The 15175-nt window shown below is 62.8% G+C and carries 13 protein-coding genes; 11 read left to right on the top strand and 2 right to left on the bottom strand.

Features of this window, described 5'->3' with window-relative positions; translation table 11 throughout:
- Positions 1-23: 23 nt before the first annotated feature.
- The 11 genes from RG540_RS24325 to RG540_RS24275 all read left to right on the top strand — a co-directional run bounded on the left by RG540_RS24325 (position 24) and on the right by RG540_RS24275 (position 13004).
- Positions 24-947, top strand: coding sequence for an ABC transporter permease (locus tag RG540_RS24325; RefSeq protein WP_041364327.1), 924 nt, complete (start codon positions 24-26; stop codon positions 945-947).
- A gap of 5 nt (positions 948-952) precedes the next feature.
- Complete coding sequence (locus tag RG540_RS24320; protein ID WP_041364325.1) at positions 953-1795, top strand: ABC transporter permease; 843 nt, start codon at positions 953-955, stop codon at positions 1793-1795.
- Positions 1792-3528 carry a M14 family zinc carboxypeptidase gene (locus tag RG540_RS24315; protein ID WP_041364322.1) on the top strand — a complete coding sequence of 579 codons (1737 nt, stop codon included), beginning with the start codon at positions 1792-1794 and terminating at the stop codon, positions 3526-3528. The genes RG540_RS24320 and RG540_RS24315 overlap by 4 nt, the downstream gene beginning before the upstream one ends.
- A gap of 95 nt (positions 3529-3623) precedes the next feature.
- Entirely contained in the window at positions 3624-4724 is a 1101-nt protein-coding gene (locus tag RG540_RS24310) for a LacI family DNA-binding transcriptional regulator (RefSeq protein ID WP_041364320.1), read from the top strand.
- A 56-nt stretch (positions 4725-4780) separates the two neighbouring features.
- A complete protein-coding gene (locus tag RG540_RS24305; protein WP_244446752.1) occupies positions 4781-5650 on the top strand; it encodes a carbohydrate ABC transporter permease in 870 nt (289 codons plus the stop codon).
- Positions 5640-6473: a carbohydrate ABC transporter permease gene (locus tag RG540_RS24300; protein ID WP_041364314.1), complete on the top strand. Its 834-nt coding sequence runs from the start codon at positions 5640-5642 to the stop codon at positions 6471-6473. The genes RG540_RS24305 and RG540_RS24300 overlap by 11 nt, the downstream gene beginning before the upstream one ends.
- Before the next feature lie 39 nt (positions 6474-6512).
- Positions 6513-7808 carry an ABC transporter substrate-binding protein gene (locus tag RG540_RS24295; RefSeq protein WP_041364312.1) on the top strand — a complete coding sequence of 432 codons (1296 nt, stop codon included), beginning with the start codon at positions 6513-6515 and terminating at the stop codon, positions 7806-7808.
- A gap of 108 nt (positions 7809-7916) precedes the next feature.
- Positions 7917-9350 (top strand): FAD-dependent oxidoreductase, encoded by a 1434-nt coding sequence (locus RG540_RS24290; protein WP_051909727.1) that lies wholly within the window; start codon positions 7917-7919, stop codon positions 9348-9350.
- Between the two features lie 137 nt (positions 9351-9487).
- Positions 9488-10549 carry an ABC transporter ATP-binding protein gene (locus RG540_RS24285; RefSeq protein ID WP_041364307.1) on the top strand — a complete coding sequence of 354 codons (1062 nt, stop codon included), beginning with the start codon at positions 9488-9490 and terminating at the stop codon, positions 10547-10549.
- A gap of 86 nt (positions 10550-10635) precedes the next feature.
- Complete coding sequence (locus tag RG540_RS24280; RefSeq protein ID WP_041364305.1) at positions 10636-11364, top strand: SDR family oxidoreductase; 729 nt, start codon at positions 10636-10638, stop codon at positions 11362-11364.
- 2 nt (positions 11365-11366) lie between these two features.
- Positions 11367-13004: an FGGY-family carbohydrate kinase gene (locus RG540_RS24275; protein WP_041364302.1), complete on the top strand. Its 1638-nt coding sequence runs from the start codon at positions 11367-11369 to the stop codon at positions 13002-13004.
- A 61-nt stretch (positions 13005-13065) separates the two neighbouring features.
- Here RG540_RS24275 and hutC read toward each other — a convergent pair whose 3' ends face one another.
- Entirely contained in the window at positions 13066-13794 is a 729-nt protein-coding gene (hutC, locus tag RG540_RS24270) for a histidine utilization repressor (protein WP_041364299.1), read from the bottom strand.
- Entirely contained in the window at positions 13791-15137 is a 1347-nt protein-coding gene (locus RG540_RS24265; RefSeq protein ID WP_041364298.1) for a formimidoylglutamate deiminase, read from the bottom strand. The genes hutC and RG540_RS24265 overlap by 4 nt, the downstream gene beginning before the upstream one ends.
- Between the last annotated feature and the right edge of the window lie 38 nt (positions 15138-15175).

Raw genomic sequence — 15175 nt, 5'->3', positions numbered from 1 at the left:
ATAAGAACAAGGGAACGAAAGTTTTGGCCGCATTCCTGTTAAAACGCCTGGCTCAGGCGATTTTCGTCGTGATTGCCGTGACGCTGACGGTCGCTTTCGCGATCCGCCTCACGGGCGACCCGGCGCTGATGCTGACGCAAGGCGCCGGCAGCGTCACCGAGGCCGATCTCGTGCGTATCCGGGAGGGGCTGGGGCTCAACGAACCGTTCTTCGTTCAATACCTGAATTTCCTGAAGGGCATCTTCACGCTCGATTTCGGCAAGAGCTTCCTCGGCGGCACGCCGGTGTCGCTGCTGATCGGCAAGGCGCTGCCGGCGACGCTGGCGCTCGCCTTCACCTCGCTGATCGTCTCAATCGTGATCTCCATTCCGCTCGGCATCAAGGCAGCCACCGCGCGCGGCAAATGGGCCGACCAGCTGATCCGCATCCTGTCGCTCGTCGGCCTGTCCTTCCCGAATTTCTGGCTGGCGACGATGCTCGTCCTGCTTTTTGCCATCGCTCTGCCGCTGCTGCCGCCAAGCGGCATGGACGGATTTGAAAGCTTTATCCTGCCGGCCGTTACCATGGGCATCATCCTGACGGCGACCAATGTCCGCCTGGTGCGCACCACCATGCTGGAGACGCTGCGCTCGCAATATATCATGGTCGCCCGCGCCAAGGGCTTGAGCGAAAACGCGGTGCTCTACAAGCACGCGCTCCGCAACTGCGCCATTCCGCTGATCACCTATTTCGGCCTGCAGTTCGGCGGCCTGCTGGGCGGCATCGTCGTCGTCGAGCGCGTCTTCAACTGGCCGGGCCTCGGCACGCTCGCCTTCGACGCCGTCGGCGCCCGCGACTATCCGGTGCTGCAGGCGGTCATCACCGTCCTGTCGCTGATGATCATCGGCATCAACCTTCTGGTCGACATCGCCTACGGCCTTGTCGATCCCCGCATCCGGACGGAGTGAGAGCCATGGCCTCGCGCACTGCTTCCTCGAATTTCCTGAAGCTCGAATTCATCCTCGGCGCTTTCCTCGTCGGCGTCATCGGCATCGCCGTCATCTTCTCCGGCGTGATCCTTCCCGGTGCTGAAAAGATCGACCTGATGTCGCGCCTCGTGCCACCCTTCGTCAGGCCGGCACATGTCTTCGGCACCGACCCGCTCGGGCGCGACGTGCTTGCGCGCGTCATGGCCGGCGGCAAGATCTCGCTTCTGGTCGGCTTCGTCTCCGTCGCCGGCGGCGTCACGATAGGTGTCTTCATGGGCCTGATCGCCGGTTATTACCGTGGCATCTGGGACATGCTGGTGATGCGGTTTGCCGATATCCAGTTGGCGCTCCCCTTCATCCTGCTCGCCATTACCTTCATCGCCATCGTCGGCGGCGGGCTGGCGAACACCATCATCCTGCTGATCGTCTCGCAATGGGTGCAATATGCCCGCCTGGTGCGCGGCTCTGTGCTGACGCTGCGCGAGCGCGAATTCATCCTTTCGGCCCGCGCGATCGGGGTCAAGGACTGGCGCATCATCGTCCAGCATCTGCTGCCCAACCTGATCGGCCCGGTCATCGTGCTGATGACGCTCAACGTCGCCACCAACATCCTGCTCGAATCGAGCCTCACCTTCCTCGGTCTCGGCATCGACCCGACTATCCCGAGCTGGGGCGGCATGCTCGCCGAAGGCCGCACCTATCTGCAGACCGCTTGGTGGGTCAGCGTCTTCCCGGGCCTTGCCATCCTTCTCACCGTCCTTGGCCTCAACCTCCTCGGCGACTGGCTGCGCGACAGTCTCGATCCCACAGGCAGAACCTCCGCATGACACTGATCCACGAACAGCAGGTCGAGCGCACGCTCGATACCCTCGTCACGCGTTTTTCCGGCGCCCGAGGCACGAAGATCGAAGCCTGGGTTTTCGACGACGAGAAGAGCCGCAGGCAGGCCGAAGCGAAACTTGCCGACACCGGCGTCGAGGCAAAGTTCCGCAGCGCCTACAAGCCCTTGCTGCATTTCCTCCTTGAAGAGGTCGATCTCGACAACCTCTCGGCCCTGCACATCGTTTACCTCGTTCACCCGGCCTGCCCGAAAAACCGTTTCCTGCTAGAAGCCTATCCTCTGGCCGGTCTTGTAAACGAAGCGCAGCTGACCTTCGAAGCGGGGGCTGAAGATGCCTTTTACGCTCTGACGCTGACCGCAAAGGACGGCAGCATCGAAACCCATAAAGTTTTCGCGCCGAACCGGCTCCATACGGATTTCATCGGCGAAACGCTGCTGTCGCCGACCGGCTGGCTATGCCTCGACGGCGGGCCCGGCGAACGGCTGGAGACCGACTATGAACTGCTGTTCTCCTCAGCCGTCGAAGCCGTCGCGGCCCATGATTGGGGGGCGATGGAGCCTTATTTCGACGAGCTCAACATCGCCGTCACCCTGCCCGCCGAAGACCGGCGTTTGGCCGTGGGCGAAGAGGTCGTCAGCCTGCGCGAGGCGCTGCACGAGGATTTCTATTTCTCGCTTCTCGAAGTCTTCCAGAAAAAGGCCGGCCGGCCGATCGGCGACCGCGGCCTGCAGCCCGGCCAAATCATCCCGGAAATCCGCGACGGACAGACCCTCTCCGTCCGCGTCGAAACGCGGCCGTTGTGGACATCCGAGGCGGTCACTGAGCCGCAGCGTCTCGCTTCAGCCGTGTCGCCCGTCTCGGTTTCGCAGATCCGCCGTGAGCTTGCCGCGATCGATGGCGTCCCCTTCGAAGCCCGCTCGCGGACCGGCCGCGCCGTCGAAGCTCGGTATCACTCAGGCGCTGACAAGCCAGTCATCATCAGCGGTGGCCAGCATGCAAACGAGACGACCGGCATCGTCGGGGCGTTGCGTGCCGCGCAGACGCTTCACTCACGGCCAAATTCGCATTTCGTCATCTCGCCGCTCGAAAATCCCGATGGTTACCAGGTCCATTGGCGGCTGCGCACTGACAACCCCCTGCACATGCACCATGCGGCACGCTACACCGCTCTTGGCGACGATCTCGAATACCGCTCCGGCAAGGACCTGTTCGAAAAGGCGATCCGCGTCGAGGCGGAAAGGCTGAGCGGCGCCAAGCTGCACGTCAACCTGCACGGTTATCCCTCCCATGAGTGGACGCGGCCGCTTTCGGGCTACGTGCCGCGCACGTTTGCGATGTGGACGGTGCCGAAGGGCTTTTTCCTGATCATGCGCCATCACGCCGAATGGACAGCGCAGGCGGAAATCCTGATTGACCGCGTCAGCCGCCACCTCGCCGCCATCCCTGGCCTCGTCGCCTACAACGCCGCGCAGATCAGGCTTTTCGAAACCCATGCCGGTGAGACCGGTTTCCGCATCATCAACGGCTTCCCCTGCCTGATCTCGATCGATGACCGGCACACGGTTCCGCTGACGCTGATCACCGAATATCCGGATGAGACCATCTACGGACCGGCATTCATCCAGGGGCACACGGCGCAGATGGAGACGGTGCTTGCCGCCTATGATGCGATCCAGACGATCGACGAGCCGGCCGCGAGCTTGCAACCTTCGGCATAATTATTTCCGGCAAGCACTCGGCAGACATTTCCGCTTGCTTATGCAAGGGGACCTGTTAAACGTTTAACGGTAAAACGTTTAACAGTGAGGCTGCGGTGTCCCGCAAACGTGCAACGCTCAAGGAAGTCGCCGAACGCGCAGGCGTTTCGATCGCCACCGTGTCGAACGTCTTCAGCGGCCGGAAGCCAGTGAACGACGACCTGCGGGAGAAGGTCGAGCAGGCTGCGAAGGACCTTTCCTTCCAGATCGACCGCGCCGCTTCGCAGCTGAAATCCGGCAAGGCCCGGGTGGTCGGCGTCCTGGTGCCGGATCTGGACGACACGTTCTTCACCTCGCTTATCTCGCGCATCGAAGTGATGGCGCTGAAGGACGGTTACGACGTCATCGTCGCGAGCTCGCGAGACGACCGGCAACTGGAGGAATCCAGACTGCAGACGCTGCTCGGCTGGCGGCCTTCGGGCATTATCGCGGTGCCCTGCTCAGATACGATACCGGCAGCACTTGCCCGCGAAGTCGGGCATCTGCCGACCGTGCTCGTCGACCGTGTGATCCCGCAATCGGCCGCCGCCGATACGGTGACGATCGACAATTTCGAGGCGGGAGAAATCGCCGGCCGTTATCTCGTCGAGATGGGCCATTCCGATATCGTGCTTGCCGCGTCGCATCTCGATATCGCGCCGATCCGCGAGCGTGTCCGCGGCGCGACGTCGATCGTGCGCGAGATGATCGGCCGGGAGCCCGTGGCAATCGCGCTGGGCTCCAATGCCGAACGGGGTGCGGAAATCTTTGCGCACTGGCTCGAGCGCCATCCGCTGCCATCGGCGGTCTTTGCCCTGACCAACGTCACCACGCTTGCCGTACTCACCGCGCTCGCAAGGCAGCGGATCGACATTCCCGACCAGGTCTCGATCATCGGCTTCGACGACTACACCTGGATGAGCGCCCGCAAAACGGCGCTCACCGCGATCCGCCAGCCGGTCGACGAGATCGCTCACCTTGCCTGGGAACGGCTGCAGAAGCGCATGCGGGGCGATGCCTCGGCGCCGTCGCCGAGCATTCTCAACACCAGCCTTCAGGTCCGGGATTCGACCCGCCGCCTCGTGTCACCGCCCGTGGAGGGGCTTCTGAAAGTTGTGGAGGAACAGGCGGCTGATACGCCGGACAAGGTCAAGGAGCGACCGAACCGCATCCACTAGGCGTCGGGCAAGAACGCCAGCCAAAGACTACGCTCGCATGGGAGGAGCATTTGCGTTTGAACAAGATCACCGAGGTCGTGCCATTCCTGGCGCCGGTACAGATACTGATCCTCAGTGTCATCGTCATACCGTCGTTTTATGTCGTGTGGCTCAGCCTGCATGCCTCCAGTTTCGGGCAGTCCGCGACTTTTGTGGGCCTTCAGAACTATATCAAGGTGCTGACCGATCCGGCCTTCCTGCTGGCGCTCGGCAACACCGTCCTTATCGTCATCTTCGCCGTGCATCTGGAACTGGCGCTCGGGCTTGGAATGGCGCTGCTGTTTGCAAGCGGCCTGCCGTGCCGGCGCGTTCTCCTCGTTGCGGTCCTGGCGCCCTATGCCGTCAGCGAAGTCATCGCGGTCGCCATGTGGCGTTTCCTGTTCGATCCGGATGTCGGCCCGGTCACCGCCATGCTCACATGGCTTGGCCTGCCGATGCTCGACTGGTCCTTCGAACCGTCTCACGCGCTGATCATGATCGGCCTGCTGACCATCTGGCTGCACCTGCCCTTCACCTTCATCATTCTTTATGCGGCGCGCCTGGCGATCCCGAAGGATCTCTACGAGGCGGCCCGCATCGACGGCGCCAAACCTTTCGATGCCTTCAGGCGCGTAACAATGCCGCTGCTCGGGCCGGCGATCGTGGTGGCGCTGCTGTTCCGCTATATCTTCGCCTTCCGCATCTTCTCGGAAGTCTGGCTAATGACCCAGGGCGGGCCGGCCCGTTCGACGGAAGTCGTCGCGGTCTATCTCTATCAGGAGGCGTTCAGCTTCAACGCCTTCGGCACGGCGGCCGCTACCGCCTGGATCATGGTGCTCGCGTCGGTGCTTCTGGCGACCGGTTATGTCTTCCTCCTTCGCAAGCAGGTGGCCGGCAATGCGCACTGACAAGCTCGCCATCGGCCTTGGAAAAACAGTCGCGGTCGCGGTCATCCTCGTCTGGTCGCTGTTTCCGATCGCCTTCCTCGTCATGTCTTCGCTCGAGCCGGGCCAGGACATTTTCGCGGTGCCGCCGAAATTCGTCTTCTCGCCGACCGTGCAGCACTATGTCGAGCTCTGGAACGGCTGGGGCGTATTCTTCACCGGGCTCCTGAACAGCACGATCATCACCGCCGGGGCGACCATCATCGCGATCACCACCAGCACGGCGGCCGGTTACGTCTATTCGCGCTACAGCAGCCGGATGCTGGACGCGAGCGTGATGTTCCTGATCATCGTGCGCCTCATCCCGCCGATCGTCGTGACGCTGCCGCTGTTTCCGATCATCAACGCGATCGGCCTCAACGATACACATATCGTGCTGATGGTGCTTTACGCGACCTTCTTCGTGTCGCTCGGCACGGTGCTGATGCGCACCTTCATCGACCAGATCCCGCGCGAACTCGACGAAGCGGCCCAGATCGATGGCGCGAAGCGGCTCACCATTCTCAGGCGCATCATCGTGCCGCTCGCGGCACCCGGCATTCTCGCGGTCGCCGTCTTCGTCGTCGTCTTTGCCTGGAACGAGTTCCTGTTCGCCTTCATCTTCACCGCGACCAAGGCCAAGACCGCACCGCTGGTGATCTCCGAAATGATCGGATCGATCGACGGCGTCGACTGGGGCGTGTTGTTTGCGGCGTCCACCGTCCAGCTCATACCGGTTCTGCTCTTCGTCATCTTCATGAACCGCTATCTCGTCGCCGGCCTCACCGCCGGCGCGACCAAGGGTTAGTCACCCGGCTTATTCAACTGTCTGCAAGGGAGGGAAATCATGTCAGACAAATCGCTTACCAACATCACACGGCGCGGCTTCTTAGGAACCGCGATGGGAGGAGCGGCGATGCTCGCCGCCGGCCCGTCATTTGCGGCGGGCAAGACGCTCAACGTCCTGAGCCACAAGGTGCACCAGACGGTGCTCGGCACCGGCGACGGTGACCTGCTCAAGGACTGGCGCGCGGCAAACGATGCCGACGTCGTCTGGACGACGTTCGATTCCAATCCGCTCCAGGATCGCCTGTTCCGCGAGGCGAGCCTCAGCGCCACCGATTTCAACGTCGGTTACATCGTCGACAACCGCCCGACCAAGCAGATCGCCGCGATGTTCGAGCCGCTCGACGCCTATCTCAAGAAGGATGCCATCGAGGACTTCGGCGATATCGCACCGGGCCTCGTGCAGGGCATGACCGTCGACGGCAAGCTGATCGGCATTCCGGTCCGCCACGCGACCCAGGGCCTTTTCTACAACGAGGCGCTCCTCGAAGAGCAGGGCATTACCGCGCCGCCGACGACACTCGAAGAACTGGTGGAGCAGGCCCAGAAGCTTACCTTCACCTCCAAGGCCGGCACGCCGGTCGCCGGCATGGTGCTGGCAAGCGACCTCGCCGTCTTCCCGGTCATGTTCGCCCGCGCCTTCGGCGGCGATTTCATCAACGCCAAGTTCGAGCTGCTGCAGAACCCCGAGGCGATGGAAAAGGGCCTGACGGTCCTTCGCAAGATGTTCGAGGGCGGCGCCCTGCCGCGCAGCTATGCGACCACCAAGAACGACGACCAGGTGACCTGGCTGCAGCAGGGCCGAGCCGCCTTCACAGTTTTGCCCTTTGCCCGGTTCGCGCAGCTCAACAACAAGGAACAGAGCAAGTTCCCCGGCAAGATCAAGGCGATCGAATTCCCGATCTCGGCAGGCCTCAAGGGCAAGATGCCGATGTCGTCGATCGTCGAAGCCTGGGGCATGGTCATCCCCGCGAACTCCAAGGACAAGGACCTGTCCTGGAAGTTCATCAAGGAAGTCTCCAGCAAGCGCGCCACGCTCGGCATGGCTAAGAACGGCAATGGCCCGGTTCGCGTCTCCACCTATGCGGACCAGTCCTTCGCGGCGAGCAGCCCGGTCGCCGCCGTCGAGGCCGCGGTGCTGAAGAACGCTCGCGGCGCCTTCCCGCCCTTCCCCGAAGCGGCACGCGCCCAATCGATCTTCCTCGAGGAGGTCCAGCTTGCCGTCCTCGGCCGCAAAGAGGTCAAGGAAGCCGTTGCCTCGATCGCCACGCGCGTGAAGCCCCTGCTTCAGGCCTGAACATTTGTGAAGACCGTCCGGGCGCCAGCGCCCGGACGTCGGATATCGCCAAAACCGGCATGAATGATGCGGGACCCTGAAGGTCCATCCACGAAAGAGACAAGGACAATGTTGAACACCACCAGCCGATCGATCCAGGAGCCCGCCCGGGCGACCCCTATCATGGCGGAATATGACGTGCTCGTTATCGGCGGCGGACCAGCCGGCCTGACCTCGGCGCTCGCCGCCGCGGAAGACGGGCTTCGGGTGGGCCTTGTCGAAAGCCGCAGCTTCGTCGGCGGCAACATGACGATCGGCCTTCCGGTCCTCGGCTTCCTCGGCCAGAAGGGCAACCAGATCATCGAAGGCCTGCCACAAAAATTCATCGACCGCCTCAAGGCGCGCGACGGCGCCAGCGAACACCGGCCCTGCCCGCTCCATATGGGCATCACGCTCGTCGAACCGGAAGCAGTGAAGACCGTGGCGCTCGAAATGCTGACGGAAGCGGGCGTCGAGGTGCTGTTTTACACTTTCTGCGCCGGCGTCGTGATGGACGGCGACATGATCCGCGGCGTCATCACCGAGAGCAAGAGCGGCCGCGGCGCAATCCTCGGCAAGGTCGTCATCGACTGCACGGGTGATGCGGATGTCGCCTATCGTGCCGGTGTCCCCTGCGAGAAGGGCAACGAGAATGGCGGCATGCAGCCGCCGACGCTGATGTTCTGCATCGCCGGCGTCGATACCGAAAAGCTGCGCCTCAGCATCGCCAACCAGCCGCCACAGGCACGCACCTATCTCACCGACTTCATCCCGGCGGAATATTTCGGTCAGAACAACCAGTTCATCGTGGTTGGCCTGCGCGAGCTGATCATCAAGGCGGAGGCCGAGATGGGCCTGAAGATCGCCAATGAACGCACGATCATCATCACCGGCCTGAAGGCCGGCGAAGTCTGGATCAACATGACCCGCGTCAAGGGCGTCGATGGGACGGATGCGTCCAGCCTCACGATGGGCGAAATCGAAGCCCGCGGCCAGATCGACGACATTGTCACCTATCTGATCAACTACGTCCCCGGTTTCGAGAAGGCTTATTTCACCAAGACGGCGCCTTTCCTCGGCATCCGCGAGACACGCCGGATCATCGGCGAATATGTGATGAACCAGGAGGACGTGCTCGGCTGCCGCCATTTCGACGACTCGATCGCGGTGGCGAGCTACCCGATCGACATCCACCGCCCCGCCGATGACGGCTGCACGCTGATCTGGTGCGGCGACTGCTACGACATCCCCTATCGCTCGCTGATCCCGACCAAGGTCAGCAACCTGATCGTTGCCGGCCGGGCGATTTCCACCACCCATGAGGCGATGGGCGCGATCCGCGTCATGGCCACCTGCATGGCGATGGGCGAAGCGGCAGGACGGGCGGCAAAGATCTCGGTGCGCAGTAACCGCCCGCCCGCCGATATCGACGTCAAGGAACTCCGCCGCCAGCTGATCGCCAGAGGCGCCTATCTGCGCGTCAAGGACAGCACTAAGCGCGCACGGGAACTGGAAGACGCCTGATCGCGAACCGGCCAGCCCGCGGGGATGGGATAGTTTGGAACGTTTGTTTGCCCACAGGCGGACCGTGGGCGACGGGTGCGGTCCGGCGGCTTGTCCGACGGTGCCGCGCCCGAAGATTTCAAGGAAAGTGAGGAAGCATGGCAAGTTTGCGTCTGGCCGGGCTCAAGAAGAGTTTTGGTGCGGTGGATATCATCAAGGGCGTCGACCTTGAGATCAAGGACGGCGAATTCGTGGTGTTTGTGGGGCCTTCCGGCTGCGGCAAGTCCACGCTGCTGCGGATGATCGCGGGGCTCGAAGACATATCAAGCGGCGAGCTTTATATCGGCGACCGGCTTTGCAACGCGGTACAGCCGCGCGAGCGCGGGATCGCCATGGTGTTCCAGTCCTATGCGCTTTATCCGCATATGACCGTCTACGAAAACATGGGCTTCGGGCTTTCCCTGAACAAGACGCCGAAACCCGAGCTCGATGCGCGGGTACGCGAAGCGGCCCGTATCCTGAAGATGGAGCATCTGCTGGAGCGCAAGCCGAGCCAGCTCTCCGGTGGCCAGCGCCAGCGCGTCGCCATCGGTCGGGCGATCGTGCGCAAGCCCGGCGTCTTCCTGTTCGACGAACCGCTTTCCAACCTCGACGCAGCACTTCGCGTTGACATGCGGATGGAGCTTGCCAAGCTGCACCGCGATCTGGGGGCGACGATGATCTACGTCACCCACGACCAGATCGAGGCGATGACGCTTGCCGACAAGATCGTCGTCCTCGATGGCGGCCTGGTCCAGCAGGTCGGCTCGCCGATGGAACTCTACAAGAACCCCGCAAACAAGTTCGTCGCAGGCTTTATCGGCGCGCCGAAGATGAATTTCCTGCCCGTGAAGGTGCAGTCCATCGCCGGCGATACTGCGATGGTCGCCTCCGATACGATGTCGCCGATCCCGGTGAAGGGAAGAGGCTTTTCGACCGGCGATCAGGCATGGCTTGGGATCAGGCCGCAATTCCTGAAACCAGGCCCGCCGACAGCCGGCGAAGGAGCTCTTCGCGGGCGTATCGCGCTGGTCGAACGTCTGGGAACCGAGACGATCATCGCGGTCGATACCGCCGAAAACGAGAGAGTGGTCGCCGCAATCCCGGTGGATGTGGAACTGGCGTTCGGGGATGCCGCCGAGTTTCAGTTCAACCCCCAGGCTGCGCATCTGTTTCATTGATCGGGGCCCTAGCCGAGCCGGGCCACTGCAATCGGCTCCAACGCGGCTCCCATACTGATTGTTATAATATTGAAGCAAGGAACGACATGAGACAGGATCTTTCCGGAAAGGTGGCCGCAGTGACCGGTGCGGCGTCGGGCATCGGCCTCGAATGCGCCCGAGCCCTGTTGGCCGAAGGCGTCAGCGTCGCTCTTGTCGACAGGGCCGGCGATACGCTCGACAAGCTGTGCTCGGAACTGGGGCCGTACGCTTTTCCGCTGGCGATCGATCTGACCGATCCAGCCAGCGTCGCAACGATGATGCCGCGCATCCTCGACCGGTTCGGCAAGCTCGATATCTTCCACGCCAATGCCGGCGCCTATGTCGGCGGAGACGTGGTCGAGGGCGACCCGGATGCCTGGGATCGCATGCTCAATCTCAACATCAACGCCGCCTTCCGCTCCGTCCAGGCCGTGCTGCCGCATATGGTCGAGCGCAAGACCGGCGATATTATCATGACCAGCTCGATTGCCGGCCTGGTGCCGGTCGTCTGGGAACCGATCTACACCGCCTCGAAACATGCGGTGCAGGCCTTCGTTCACACCGTGCGGCGCCAGGTCGCCAAACACGGCATCCGCGTCGGCGCGGTCGCACCGGGGCCTGTCATCACGGCGTTGATCAGCGATTGGCCCCAGGCGAAACTCGATGAGGCGATCGCGGCAGGAGGCCTGATGGAAGCGACAGAGGTCGCCGAAGCGGTCATGTTCATGCTCTCGAGACCCCGCAACATCACCATCCGCGATCTCGTCATTTTGCCTCTCAGCACGGATCTCTGACCATGACCCGCTTCTTTGTCGGCATCGATGTGGGAACAGGCAGTGCGCGGGCCGGCGTGTTCGATGAAGCCGGCGCCCTGCTGGCATCCGCCAAGCGCCCGATCACCATCTGGCACGAGCCCGGCAATATCGTCGAGCAATCCAGCGAACAGATATGGCGGGCGGTCTGCGAGAGCGTCCGGGAAGCCGTCGGTTCTGCCCGTATCCCGCTGTCGGCGGTTGCAGGAATAGGTGTCGACGCGACCTGTTCGCTGGTCGTCGTCACGCCCGACGGGAAGCCGGTCTCGGTCAGCCCCTCGGTAGAGGCCGGCCGCAATGTCATCGTCTGGATGGATCACCGCGCCGCCGGCGAGGCGGCCGAGATCAACGGCGGAGAGCACGAAGTCCTGCGTTATGTGGGGGGCAAAATCTCGCCGGAGATGGAAACACCAAAGCTTCTCTGGCTGAAGCGCAACCTGCCACGATCGTTTTCCGATGCCGGACATTTCTTCGATCTCGCCGACTATTTGACGTGGCGCGCGACAGGATCGCTCAGCCGTTCGGCCTGCACGGTCACCTGCAAATGGACCTATCTCGCCCAAGAGAATCGCTGGGACGGCCAGTACTTCAAGGCGATTGGCCTTGGAGAACTCGCCGACGAAGGTTTCAAGCGGATCGGGACCGACATCGTCGATCCAGGAACGCCGCTGGCAAACGGCCTGACGGAACAGGCCGCTGCCGATCTCGGCCTGATGTCGGGAACCCCTGTCGGCGCCGGCCTGATCGACGCCCATGCGGGCGGCATCGGCACGCTCGGCGGTCAGGATTCCGAGGGCCAGGCGGAAGTCCGCAACAGGCTCGCCTATATTTTCGGGACATCCGCCTGTTCCATGGCCTCCAGCGACAATCCCGTGTTTATCGATGGTGTATGGGGACCCTATTATTCGTCGATGGTCCCCGGACTGTGGCTGACCGAAGGCGGTCAGTCGGCAGCCGGCGCTGCCATCGATCACCTAGTCACGATGCACCCGGCATCCGTCGAAGCGCGCTCCAGGGCCGAAACCGATGGGATCTCGCTCGTAACCTGGCTCGACCGCGAAGCGACGAGACTGCATCCAAATCTCGCCCAGGCCGTTGAACTTGCAAGCACGGTCCACGTCCTGCCCGAATTCATGGGCAACCGATCGCCGCATGCGGACCCTGATGCGCGAGCCGTCATCGCGGGGCTCGGGCTGGAAACCGATATTCCCAGCCTGATCTCGCTGTTTGTCGCCGGGCTCTGCGGCATCGGTTATGGCCTCAGGCAGTTGCTGGACAAGCTGTCGCAGAACGGCATGGCCTTCGACCTGATCATCGCCAGCGGTGGTGCCGCGCAAAGTCACCTCGTGCGGCAGATCCTGGCGGACACCACAAATCTGCCGGTGGCTGTCGCCGATACGCAGGAACCGGTTCTGCTCGGCAGTGCTATGCTTGGAGCGGCCGCCGCGGGCCGATATGGGTCGCTGCGGGAAGCCATGAAGGCTATGTCGCGTCTCTCGACGCTCTACAGCCCCGCCGGCGGCACGGTCCGTCAAATGCACGATCACCGATACCGCGCTTTTGGTCGGCTTCAGGAGATGGAAAGGCAGATACGGTCAGATCGCAGAACTCTATCGTCTTGAGAGATTTGGACTGAGGGCTCGCTTCCCGCCCTCCATGAGATGGGTAGTACGGTCGCGCCGCCTAGTTCTCTCCGCCTGGCGTGAAGCGGGCGACCAGTGCGTGCCGGTCGCCCGGATAGGTGAAACGCACGAATGTTACCGGACCGGTGCTGCCCCAGGTCCGGCGTTCGATGACCAGACAGGCAGCGTTCCTGGAAATGTCGAGCGTCCTTGCGACCTCCGCGCTGGCCGACTGGGCATAGATCCGATGTTCCGCAGTGCTCCACGGGATCTGGCTGATGAGCCAGGTCCCCGGCGCCAACTCCAAAAAATCCTCGCCTTCCGCTTCAGGCACGGTCGTCAGATTGATCAACCGCTCCTCAAGGCAGAACGGCCGCTCGCCGGCATGGTGAAGGCAGACGAGATCGAGGACCGGAGCCGTTTCCGAAAGCTCCAGATGCTGCCGGTCGACGGGGCTCGCCTCGCGCAGAACCCGATTTTCCAGCCGGTAGGAATAGGCAAGCTTGAGGGAGCGGACCTCCGCCTCGATACTATGGATTTCAAGCACTGCGGCCTGGGTCACCGGTTGCGAAACGAAGCTGCCGGACTTCTTGCGCCGCTCGATCAGCCCGGCTCTGGCCAGATGCGTCAGCACCTTGTTGGCGGTCATCCGCGAGCAGCCGTATTGTACGGCAAGGTCGACCTCGAAAGGCAGGCGATACCCGGGAGGCCATTCGCCGGAGACGATCCGCCCCTCTATGTCGCTCAAAATGCGATGGTGGAGGGTGGCTTCCTTGCCGCCATTGGTCATAGTGTCAGCAATTCCTGCATTACCGTCCTGAATCGCCGGCCGATCGCATCCCGCCGGACATGCCGCCCGCCCTCGACCTGCTTGCGGCCAAACGCCCAGACACAATCCACGGCAATGCCGCCCGCAAAGATCCAATGGTCGAGAATCTGATCGGTGGCAAGGTAGGGAACGTGCTCGACATCGAGCGAAACGATATCGGCGTAATTGCCCTGGGCCAAGCCGGCGGCGGCGTTGAGCGCCGTTCCGCCGCCCGAAAGCGCCGTCTCGAACAGCCCCCGCCCCGTCGGGCCTTCCGGCTTTGCCAGGACGTTACGCCTCTTCAGGCCGAGGCGCTGGGAATATTCGAGCTGACGCAGCTCCTGCGCCACGGAAATCAGTATGTTCGAATCCGAACCGATGCCGAAGCGGCCGTTCTGGCCGAGGAAGAGATCGCCAGGAAAGATGCCGTCGCCGAGATTGGCTTCGGTGATCGGGCAAAGCCCGGCGATGGCGCCGCTGTCCGCCATGCGGCGGGTTTCCTCCTCGGTCATATGCGTTGCGTGGATGAGGCACCAGCGTTCGGTCACCGGCATGTTTGCGAACAGCCAGTCGACGGGCCGGGCGCCTGACCAGGCAAGGCATTCCTCGACCTCCTTCACCTGTTCGGCGATATGGATATGCACGGGGCCATCACCTGCCATCCACACGACCTGCCTGAGCTCCTGCGGGGTTACGGCTCGCAGGCTGTGGGGCGCGACGCCGAGTTCCGCGCCGGGCATCGCCGCAGTCAGGCGACGGCAACCTTCCATAGTGTTGGCGAAATCGTCGACCGAGTGGATGAAACGGCGCTGGCCTTCGATCGGCGCCGCACCGCCGAAGCCGGAATGCGCATAAAAGACCGGTAGCAGCGTCAGGCCAATTCCCGCCTCCGCACTCGCCGCCCCAATGCGTTCGGCCATTTCGGCGATATTGGCGTAGTGGCCGCCATTCCTGTCGTGGTGGAGATAGTGGAATTCGCCGACCCGCGAAAAGCCGGCCTCCAGCATTTCCATATAGAGCTGCGAAGCGACAGCCTCGACCTGTTCCGGCGTGATCGACAGCGCGAACTTGTACATCAGCGTCCGCCAGCTCCAAAAGCTGTCGTCACCGGGGCCTCGGACTTCCGTGAGGCCCGCCATGGCGCGCTGGAAAGCGTGGCTGTGCAGGTTCGGCATCGCAGGCACAAGAACCTTGTGACGCTCGTCTTTACCCTCCGCCTGGATGTCGATCTCCACCCCGGTGAGCCGGTCTGCTTCGATCGTCAACCTTACATTCTGCTGCCAGCCTTCGGGCAGAAGAGCCAATTCAGCATGAAGTGTGGCCATGGACGCCCTTCCCTTTTCCTCGCGGAGACCAAAATTCT

Origin of the sequence: Neorhizobium galegae bv. orientalis str. HAMBI 540 (genome assembly GCF_000731315.1) — a bacterium.
GTDB classification, from domain to species: Bacteria; Pseudomonadota; Alphaproteobacteria; order Rhizobiales; family Rhizobiaceae; genus Neorhizobium; species Neorhizobium galegae.
The sequence above is the reverse complement of the archived record's forward strand: the minus strand, read 5'-3'. Positions and strand labels throughout refer to the sequence as shown.

Excerpts from the sequence above, each read along its gene's own strand:
- RG540_RS24320 (WP_041364325.1), top strand. The coding sequence starts at position 953 with ATGGCCTCGCGCACTGCTTCCTCGAATTTCCTGAAGCTCGAATTCATC.
- RG540_RS24290 (WP_051909727.1), top strand. The coding sequence starts at position 7,917 with ATGTTGAACACCACCAGCCGATCGATCCAGGAGCCCGCCCGGGCGACC.
- RG540_RS24295 (WP_041364312.1), top strand. The coding sequence starts at position 6,513 with ATGTCAGACAAATCGCTTACCAACATCACACGGCGCGGCTTCTTAGGA.
- hutC (WP_041364299.1), bottom strand. The coding sequence starts at position 13,794 with ATGACCAATGGCGGCAAGGAAGCCACCCTCCACCATCGCATTTTGAGC.
- RG540_RS24285 (WP_041364307.1), top strand. The coding sequence starts at position 9,488 with ATGGCAAGTTTGCGTCTGGCCGGGCTCAAGAAGAGTTTTGGTGCGGTG.
- RG540_RS24300 (WP_041364314.1), top strand. The coding sequence starts at position 5,640 with ATGCGCACTGACAAGCTCGCCATCGGCCTTGGAAAAACAGTCGCGGTC.
- RG540_RS24265 (WP_041364298.1), bottom strand. The coding sequence starts at position 15,137 with ATGGCCACACTTCATGCTGAATTGGCTCTTCTGCCCGAAGGCTGGCAG.
- RG540_RS24280 (WP_041364305.1), top strand. The coding sequence starts at position 10,636 with ATGAGACAGGATCTTTCCGGAAAGGTGGCCGCAGTGACCGGTGCGGCG.
- RG540_RS24315 (WP_041364322.1), top strand. The coding sequence starts at position 1,792 with ATGACACTGATCCACGAACAGCAGGTCGAGCGCACGCTCGATACCCTC.
- RG540_RS24275 (WP_041364302.1), top strand. The coding sequence starts at position 11,367 with ATGACCCGCTTCTTTGTCGGCATCGATGTGGGAACAGGCAGTGCGCGG.